The organism is Sediminibacterium sp. (assembly GCF_051861365.1).
In the GTDB taxonomy this organism is placed as follows: Bacteria; Bacteroidota; Bacteroidia; order Chitinophagales; family Chitinophagaceae; genus Sediminibacterium.
In genome coordinates, this window is record NZ_JBHYCW010000012.1 from 91,987 (window position 1) to 101,520 (window position 9,534).

Here is a 9,534-nt window from a genome sequence, read left to right on the forward strand (position 1 = left end):
TTAAAAGTGATCAATTGAACTTAAGACGAATATCCTGAATTATTAATGCATTATACCATCGTGTTGAACGATGCGGAGGGATGACTAAGATATGACTTTTGATGAATTGATTGCCACTGGAAACGCAGAAACGCACAGAAAAATACTTCAGTGGCTTTCTGTGCCCTCTCCTAAGGAGTCCTGCGGACAGTGGCAATATCTTACAGTTGAAAACCCAAATTGCGGATCAAAGCTTCCGGTAGTGCAGGTAGTTTTTTTCTTTCGATGAGATAGGTAGATAAACCGGATAGATCCCGATAAACATAATGTTTATTTAATGCCCCCTCCAGGTATCCGGCGCCGGAAGTGTTACCCGTTCCCACACGCATACCAATCATACGACGAACCATGATGAGGTGTTTGTGTCGCCAGTTACTCATTAGATGATCGATTTCAATCAATGCATCCAATACCTGATAAGAAGTTTGGAACAAAGGAAAATCACGATACAGCATAATGAACAATGCAGAGCGTAGAGCAGTAGGAGAGAAACTTGTCTTTAACGAAGCCAATTGTTCTTCCGTAAAACCGGCAGCATTGTCTTCAAAAAAGACCCAATCAAATTCATGGATTTTATTTTTTTCTCTTTCTGTTAATCCAGCAGCATACACAGCTCTATAATCATTCCAGAAAGGATGATGTTTGCCATTCGCGGTTTTAGATACATATCCTTGCCAAAAATCTTCCCGGAAAAATGGAATACGTTCTAACCAATGATTGACCAGTGTCAGCAAATGTGGTTGCTCTTCGGTTTCAGTAATATGTTGGTAATCGTTTTTCGTAAAGCCACCTTCATTGGTGCGTTTGTAATAATCTTTATGATGACGATTGTCCAGCTCCAATCCCAATCGAGCTTCAATGAGTCTGAATTGTTTGCTCTGAAAACCGGATGATGGAGTCAATAAGTTTCTGAATTCAAGAAAGTCTAGAGGTGTCATGGTATCCAACACTTCTACTTGTTTGTTCAGCAGTTGCAGGATATGTATGATCCGATGGAGTCGGTGACGAACCAAGTTCATATCCTCTGAATTATCATTGATCTTCTCTTTACTAAATACACCCGTGACATAATCCAGCTCAAATAAAATCTGCTTAAACCATAACTCATAAGCCTGATGAATGATGATGAACAACATTTCATCATGTGCGGGTTCATTACCCGGTTGAAAACTTACCGGGTGCTGTGCATCCAATACCTTATCCAATCCTAAGTAAGTGCCATAATACATTGGTTGTTTTTCCATGATGAAGGGTTTGGCTGCAAGATAAGGAACAGACAAACAGAGGAACAGAGGAATTTACAACATCCAAGTTTGTAAATTCTTCTGTTCAATATTTCTCTGTTCCTCTGTTTTATTACTTTTGTTTCATGACCCGCCAAGAATTAGTAGCCCAAATACTCTCCAAGAAATCTTATCTCTGTGTTGGACTGGATACAGATCCGCTGAAAATACCTCGTCATTTACAATCAAAACCGGATGGAGTACTGGAGTTCAATAAGGCGATTATTGATGCTACAAAAGATCACTGTGTTTCTTATAAAATCAATACTGCTTTTTATGAATCACAGGGCATTAAAGGGTGGGAGATCATGGAAGCGACTTTGGCATATATTCCAAAAACACATTTTACCATTGCGGATGCTAAACGTGGAGATATAGGGAATACCTCCTCCCAATATGCCAAAACCTTTTTTGAAGTATTGCCATTCGATGCGGTTACCGTTGCTCCTTATATGGGAGAAGATAGTGTGCGTCCGTTTTTGGAATACATAAATAAATGGACGATTGTACTTGGACTTACATCCAATGCCGGTAGTTTTGATTTTCAGCGTTTGTCATTGGCAGATATGGACGGAAAACGATTGTATGAGCAAGTATTGGAAACCACTTGTAAATGGGGAAGTCCAAGCAACCTCATGTTTGTAGTGGGGGCTACCAGAGCCAGTGATTTAAGTGATATCCGAAAAATCATTCCCGATCATTTTCTGTTGGTACCGGGAGTGGGTGCACAAGGAGGTAGTTTGGAAGAAGTATCCAAATATGGGTTGAATAGGGATGCAGGATTGTTGGTGAATGCGAGTAGGGCGATCATTTTTGCAGGGGGAGGAGAGGATTTTGCTTTGGCTGCCAAGAAAGTGGCTGTTGCTTATCAGGAAGAGATGGCAAAATATTTATAGTGATTTTTAACCACAGGGACGCAGAGTTGGGCTCAGAGTTGCACGGAGTTCTTAGATTTTAATCATTCACATGAATAGAAGAAATTTTTTGCAACAGTCTGCTTTAACAACAGCTGCTGTTTCTGCGTTGCCGTTGAGTGGATTGGTAGCTTCCAATGCCAAGCCTTCCATCCGTTTTGCTTTTATGACGGATGTACATATTAAAACCGGTGCTATACCGGAACAGGGTATGCAACGTGCGTTTAAACATGTGAATGCATTAAGACCCAAGGTTGATTTTATTCTCAATGGGGGAGATGCCATCATGGATGCAATGAAAGCTACCAAAGCTAAAGTAGAAGAACAGTGGGCTTTATGGAATAAAATACTGGCAGAAGAAAATAAGTTATCCATGTATCATTGTATTGGTAATCACGATGCATGGGGCTGGCAGATGACAGAGCCCGAGATCAAAAAAGATCCATTGTATAATAAAGCCTGGGTAGTACAACAACATCAAATGCCCGGCAGATATTACAGCTTTATTAAAGATAACTGGAAATTCATCATTCTTGATAGTGCTCATGAAAACAATGGCGGATACATTGCCAAAGTGGATGAAGAGCAAATGCAATGGCTAAAGCAAGAACTCTCAACAACGGATCCGAATATTCATATTTGTATCGCTTCACATATCCCCATCGTATCCTTTGTATCAGGATTCTTTTTTGATAAAACAGAAGACAATGGCGATCGGAAAATTTCCAGAGCGCTGTTGCATACAGATTCTTTTACATTAACAGAGTTGTTTCGCAATCACCCGAATATTCGCTGCTGCTTAAGCGGACATATACACTTACAAGATATTGTTGAATACCGCGGCATTCATTATTACTGCAACGGAGCCATCAGCGGCAACTGGTGGGGCGGAGCTTTCAAAGGGTTTGCACCCGCCTATGCAGTCTTCGAATTCTTTAAAGATGGGTCGGTGAAGCGAGAGATGATCGAATATGAAGTTTGATTTTTGATCTTTGATTGAAGAAAGTTAAAAATCAAAAGTAAAAAGTAAAAAAAAATCAAGCAATCACACCTGCCTGTCGGCAGACAGGGATCAAAAAATCAAAGATTTCTCTCTATCGTGCTTGCTACTTTTTCTGCCCACACTGCGTGCGATTTTGCGGAGTAGTGTAGTTTATCTGATGCAAGCAGGCTCTCATCATTCTTAGCCAATCTGGTTTGTGTGGTGATGTCGATAAAATGTCCACCTAGTTTTTTGACTTTGTCTTCGCATACTTTATTGAAAGCATTGATCTCACTACTAATTTTAGTGGTATCACGATCAGCAGCAAAAGGAGTAACACCCCAATCTGGAATGGAGAGTACGATCACGCGATTGGGTTTATTGCCGGCAAAATAAATGGCTTTTTTGAGCAGGTATTCAAAGTCGTTTTCAAATTCATTGATTTCTAATCCTCTATATTGATTGTTGACACCGATAAGTAAACTCACAAAATCATAATGCTCATTGAGAGCGGTATGTAATACATGATCAGCGAGTTCAAAGCTGGTCCAGCCGGTTTTGGCAATCACTTCCGGTGCATGGAAATGCAATCCCTTTTTTCTCAAAAGTTGAACGGTTTGATAAGGGAAGCCTTCATGTAAAGGAACCGATTCCCCAATTGTATAAGAATCTCCTAAAGCGAGATAGCTGAAATGGTGTTTTGTCATAAAAGCATTTTTCTGTGATCTTCTGTGCCTTCAGTGGCAATTACTTATTGATTGCCACTGAAGGCACAGAGATACACTGAAGTTAAAAGTTAGTCTTCAGAATCTCATAAAACCGATACACATCTTCAAAGCTACAATACATTGGCGCAGGAGCAACGCGGATTACACCGGGTTCACGATAGTCTACGATAATGCCGCTGCTGATCATTTTATCATGAATCTCTTTACCTCTTTCCTTAAAATACAAACAAAGTTGTGCACCTCTCTGTTTAGGATCAGTAGGAGTAATGATTTCAAAATTCAATTGTGGTAATTGCTTTAATAAGTATTCCAGGTAAGCTGTTAAATGCAAACTTTTCTTTCTCAGATTTTCAATACCTGCTTTTTCAAACAATTCCAAAGAAGCTTTCAATGCCACGGTATTAAATACTTGGGAAGTACTAATATTCCATCCACTGGCATCTGTTTTTGGAATAAAGCCCTTCTCCATTTTAAAACGGCTTTTCTCGTCATTGCCCCACCAGCCCGCGAGTCTGGGTGTATCTGCATTGCCGGCATGTTTTTCATGTACAAACACACCACCAACGGCACCCGGACCGGCGTTCAAATATTTATAAGAACACCATACCGCAAAATCAACCTGCCAGTCATGCAGTTGCATTGGAACATTACCCGCAACATGCGCCAAGTCAAATCCGGCGATGGCACCAACAGCATGTGCTGCTTTTGTGATGGATGTAAGATCGAAGAGTTGTCCTGTATAATAGTTGATCCCACCAAACAATACCATTGCCAAAGCATCTCCCGTAGATTGAATGGTAGCGAGGATATCTTCTGTTCTTAATGTTTTTTCACCTGCTCTTGGTGCAATCTCGATGATCGTATCATTTGGATCAAAGCCAAAATGTTTAACCAAAGTCTCCACTGCATATTGGTCTGAAGGAAAAGCACCTGCTTCCATGATTACTTTATAACGGGAAGTAGTGGGTTTGTAAAAACTCAACATCAATAGATGAAGATTCACGGTCAATGCATTCATTACGGTGATCTCATTTTCGTTCGCCCCCATCATTTTTGCCAATGTGGGAATACAAAATTGATGGTAATATAACCAAGGATTCGTGCCATTAAAATATCCACCTACGGCCAGATCCCGCCAGGTATTTAACTCAGTCTCAATTGCAGATGACACACTGCGAGGCTGCAAGCCTAATGAGTTACCGCAGAAATAGATGACATCCTGATCACCTTTTTTTGGGAAATGAAATTCTTTCTTAAATCCGGCCAACAGATCAGCAGCATCAGCCCCTTGTGCATAAGATCGTTCTGTAGTAAAAGCAAACATCGGTATGAATTTGGACGTAAAATAGTGTTTTTGGGTTGTTGGGTGATCAGGTGTTCGGGCAATCGGGTGATTGTGGATGGGTGTAGGTGTTATGACATGAAACAGCCCCCCGATTACCTGATCACCCGATTTCCCGATAACCTGATGCCCTGCCCCCTTCACCGAATTTTACCAATCCGATTGGGTCATTTAAGCGGTTTCGCCTAATTTTCAGCTTCTCAAAAAACGAAATGACTGTATGAAAAAATTCTTGCTGTTGTCGGTATGGCTGTTGTTGGCATTTGCTGTTACTGCGCAACAAACCCCCGTTACCAAGGCCAATTACGCATTGGCCGCTCGTTTTTCTCCTAAGAAGTTGGGTAAAATGATCTTCAGTATCGCTGTTGATCCACACTGGCTCAAGAATTCAGACAAATTCTGGTATATGTATGAAACCACAGAAGGGAAGAAGTGGTATATCGTTGATCCCGTGAAAGGAGAGAAGAAAGAGTTGTTCAACAATGCGGATTTGGCTGCTAAGATCACTCGTATTGTGAAAGATCCCTTTGATGCGCAAAACCTCGGACTCGACAGTATGCGTTTTGTACGCGATGAAAACTGGATCCAGTTTGAAGTGAAGAGTACACAGGATGAAGTGAAAAAAGATACTGCTACTACCGGTCGTCGTGGTGCTGCCGGTGCAGCAGCTGCTACGCCTGCTAAGAAGGTATTCTATTTTGAATACAACCTGCAGACAGGTGAGTTGATCGAACTGCCTGATTTCAAAAAGCCAAAAAGAAAACCTAGTTGGGCGAATATCTCTCCCGATGGTAACGTAATTGTATTCGGTAAGAATTACAATATTTACTGGATGGACAAAGCCAATTATGAGAAAGCTTTGAAGAATGAAAACGATTCTACCATTGTAGAATATGCATTGACTATAGATGGTATTGATGGATATGGTTACTACAACGATGGTAATTTATCCGGCAGTGGTATGACCGATGATGAGAAAGAAAAAGAGGTAAAGAAAAGAAAACCTGTATTCACACTCTGGTCGCCTGATTCAAAATATTTCACACTGCGTCGTGTAGACAACCGCAAAGTGAAAAATCTTTGGGTAATCAATAGTGTAGCGAATCCTCGTCCAACATTGGAAACCTATAAATATTGGATGCCGGGTGAAAAAGAGTCGCCAACTGATCATCTGTATTTGTTTGATGTAGCGAATAAAACCAGCAAAGAACTCAATGTATCTCAATTCAAAGACCAGGCAGTAGCTGTATGGTCTGATCCAGGAAAAGTAAATACCCGTGATGATGATTGGAGACCTTCTGTTTGGTTAGGTACCAAAGATAAATTCTACTTCACGCGTACCAGTCGAGATCTAAAGCGTATTGATGTTTGTATGGCTGATGTGGCTACAGGTGCGGTAAAACCTGTATTAGAAGAGCGTTTCAACACTTATATCGAGATCAATCGAATCGGATTGATCAATGGTGGTAAAGAATTCATTCATTGGAGTGAGCGCGATGGATGGGCACATTTTTATCTGTATGATGAAAATGGTAAGTTGAAAAACCAGATTACATCAGGTGCTTTCCATTGTGAAGAAATTTTAGGGATTGATGAAACCAAGCGTGTATTGTATTTCTCTGCCAATGGAAAAGAAGCAGGAGAAGATCCATACTACTTGCATGCTTATCGCGTAAATTTTGATGGTACCGGATTAAAGTTGCTGAACCCCGGTGATTATGATCATGCCATGCGTATGAATGATGGCAATAGTTTCTTTATTGATAACTATTCTCGCGTGAACACGGTTCCGAAATCGGTATTGTATAACGGAGATGGCAAGAAGATCATGGATCTGGAAACCGCTGATTTCAGTTCATTGGTTGCATCCGGATATAAGTTCCCTGAGATATTCAAAGCTAAAGCAGATGATGGTATCACCGATATCTATGGTGTGATGTACAAACCTTTTGATTTTGATAGCACGAAAAAATATCCACTGATCGAGTATGTATATCCGGGCCCACAAACTGAAGCGGTGAACAAAGCTTTTGGTCGTGGTTTTGATAGAACCGATCGTTTGGCGCAAATGGGTTTTGTGGTGATCACTTTGGGTAATCGTGGCGGGCATCCTGCTCGTAGTAAGTGGTACCACAATTATGGTTATGGTAACTTACGCGATTATGGTTTGGCTGATAAGAAAGCTGTTGCAGAACAACTCGCTGATCGTTACAAATACATTGATATCGACAGAGTAGGTATCCATGGTCACTCAGGTGGTGGATTCATGAGTACTGCTGCGATGTTGGTATATCCTGATTTCTTCAAGGTAGCCGTGTCATCAGCAGGTAACCATGATAACGCTGTATACAACCGTTGGTGGAGTGAACAACATCATGGTGTGAAAGAAGTGATCAGCGATAAAGGAGATACCTCTTTCTTGTACAGCATCGAAAAGAATCCTGATCTGGCGAAAAACCTGAAAGGAAAACTGATGTTGTCGCATGGTGATATCGATAACAACGTACACCCTGCCAATACCATTCGTATGGCCAATGCATTGATCCGCGCCAACAAACGTTTTGACTTGGTGATCTTACCCGGACAACGTCATGGTTATGGTGATATGACAGAATATTTCTTCTGGAGACAAGCCGACTATTTTGCTGAACATTTATTGGGTGATAAAACCGGACGTTCTGAAACTGATATTGAAGAGATGAATAAGGAAGTAGAGCAGAATGGGCGTACTGGTGGGAGGAGGAATTAGGAATTAGGTACTAGGTGCTTGCTACTAGGTATTAGTTTTAAAGCAGTGGTTTTAAAAGAAGACCACTGCTTTTTTTTTCATACCGATCCGCTGAGGCGGGTCGGGGTGAGGGTAAGACAGGTGCCTGACAAGGTACTGATAGCTACCTGATGATGCTACGAGAAACCTAAGGAAAGGATACCAGAGGGTTACGAGCGTCATAAGAGAACCATAAGAGAATGATAGTGATTTCATAGGGAAACCATAGTCAAACCATAGTGAAAGCATAGGGAAAGAATAGGAAACAAGAAATAAGGAACAGGAAACAAGGAAGGGACAAGGATCAAGAAATAAGGTTACTTACGCTTACAAATACCCCGGAGGGGTAACAGACTGTAGAAAAAACATTGATTTTGATTTTCCAACCCCCAGAGGGGTTGCAGATAGCGAATAGGTGACCAAGCAAAAGCACAGGCATCTCTGGATAGCAAAAAATATGCGGCTTTCGGCTAAAAGTTTTATTCGGTTTTGCGTTTTGCTAAATTTGCTAAAAAAGATAAGGACTAGAGTAGGGTATCCTAAGGGATAGACCTAAGTATCCTAGGGGGGAATACGGGGTATCATTAGGAGGAAGGTTTAGGGAGTACAGATATAAACAGGAAGGATAGTACCCGGAACACGGATTACTCACGCAACCATACAACAGCAACCCCTTCCCTGCAAACACCCATTCTCAGGGTAGTTTTCCTAGAGAAAAATCGATGATCTTTTCTTTTTAAGGGGTTATAGGTTGAAAATTTTAAGGGCTATATGGGGCTTATAATGCGTTTTTTTGAAAGTCAAAAATCAAAAGTCAAAAGTCAAAAAAAATCACCTTTCACTACTCACGATTGCCTCACGAATAAGTCGAGATGAGCTCACGATAAGGTTGGCGACGAAGGGGCACAGGGGGATTCACCAAGGGTCTGATCTAAATGGGCAGTGTTCAATTTGTTGGCGACGAAGGGGCACAGGGGGATTCACCAAGGGTTCAGTAAGGGTTCACTAGGGGTTCACCTTTAGTTCGCCTTATCCACATTTTAATTCAGTGTCTTGTACTGCGCTTCGGAAATTTCTCGAAGAAAACATACAGACATATCAAAAAAGTATTACATTAGAGTTCCCCCATCTTTTTTCCCTCCCCATAGAGAAAATCGTATCGTTTACCATCAATACTTGTGTATGAAACTATTCAAACAACAGGAAGCGCAGACTATTGTGCTGCATGGCAAAGCCTTAGTTTGCCCACACTGCGGACATGACCGTTTTTGGACCAAAAAAGTATTACTCAACAGCTCTATCTCTGCCTTCTTTGGTTTTGATTGGGCAGACCGCTCCGCCAATTGCTGCGCTTGTGAACAGTGTGGGAGATTGGAGTGGTTTGTGAGGAGATGAGAATATTTGTCCGTATATAAAAAAGGTTGACCAAAAAAGGAGGTCAACGTTATGAAAAAGGGCAAGAAAATCGCACCGAAAAGG

At 41.2% G+C, this 9,534-nt stretch carries 6 protein-coding genes; 3 read left to right on the forward strand and 3 right to left on the reverse strand.

What is annotated here, in order from left to right; genetic code table 11:
- Window positions 1-200: 200 nt before the first annotated feature.
- The gene (locus ACTIEV_RS07625; protein WP_322194475.1) at window positions 201-1,283 is read right to left on the reverse strand and encodes a tryptophan 2,3-dioxygenase family protein; all 1,083 of its coding nucleotides are present in this window, start codon (window positions 1,281-1,283) and stop codon (window positions 201-203) included.
- A gap of 125 nt (window positions 1,284-1,408) precedes the next feature.
- Here ACTIEV_RS07625 and pyrF point away from each other — a divergent pair, with 125 nt between their 5' ends.
- Entirely contained in the window at window positions 1,409-2,218 is an 810-nt protein-coding gene (gene pyrF / locus ACTIEV_RS07630) for an orotidine-5'-phosphate decarboxylase (protein ID WP_322194472.1), read from the forward strand.
- A gap of 70 nt (window positions 2,219-2,288) precedes the next feature.
- Entirely contained in the window at window positions 2,289-3,218 is a 930-nt protein-coding gene (locus tag ACTIEV_RS07635) for a metallophosphoesterase family protein (RefSeq protein WP_322194470.1), read from the forward strand.
- Between the two features lie 98 nt (window positions 3,219-3,316).
- Here the strand turns inward: ACTIEV_RS07635 and ACTIEV_RS07640 are convergent, their stop codons facing one another.
- Window positions 3,317-3,925, reverse strand: a complete 609-nt coding sequence (locus ACTIEV_RS07640) for an SGNH/GDSL hydrolase family protein (RefSeq protein WP_439516312.1) — start codon at window positions 3,923-3,925, stop codon at window positions 3,317-3,319.
- 82 nt (window positions 3,926-4,007) lie between these two features.
- Window positions 4,008-5,270, reverse strand: coding sequence for a kynureninase (gene kynU, locus ACTIEV_RS07645; RefSeq protein WP_439516313.1), 1,263 nt, complete (start codon window positions 5,268-5,270; stop codon window positions 4,008-4,010).
- Between the two features lie 238 nt (window positions 5,271-5,508).
- Between kynU and ACTIEV_RS07650 the strand changes: the two genes are divergently transcribed.
- Window positions 5,509-8,037: a S9 family peptidase gene (locus ACTIEV_RS07650; protein ID WP_322194464.1), complete on the forward strand. Its 2,529-nt coding sequence runs from the start codon at window positions 5,509-5,511 to the stop codon at window positions 8,035-8,037.
- Window positions 8,038-9,534 lie beyond the last annotated feature (1,497 nt).

Bases quoted from the DNA above. Each gene is read 5' to 3' on its own strand.
- ACTIEV_RS07625 (WP_322194475.1), bottom strand. From the start codon at position 1,283: ATGGAAAAACAACCAATGTATTATGGCACTTACTTAGGATTGGATAAG.
- pyrF (WP_322194472.1), top strand. From the start codon at position 1,409: ATGACCCGCCAAGAATTAGTAGCCCAAATACTCTCCAAGAAATCTTAT.
- ACTIEV_RS07635 (WP_322194470.1), top strand. From the start codon at position 2,289: ATGAATAGAAGAAATTTTTTGCAACAGTCTGCTTTAACAACAGCTGCT.
- ACTIEV_RS07640 (WP_439516312.1), bottom strand. From the start codon at position 3,925: ATGACAAAACACCATTTCAGCTATCTCGCTTTAGGAGATTCTTATACA.
- kynU (WP_439516313.1), bottom strand. From the start codon at position 5,270: ATGTTTGCTTTTACTACAGAACGATCTTATGCACAAGGGGCTGATGCT.
- ACTIEV_RS07650 (WP_322194464.1), top strand. From the start codon at position 5,509: ATGAAAAAATTCTTGCTGTTGTCGGTATGGCTGTTGTTGGCATTTGCT.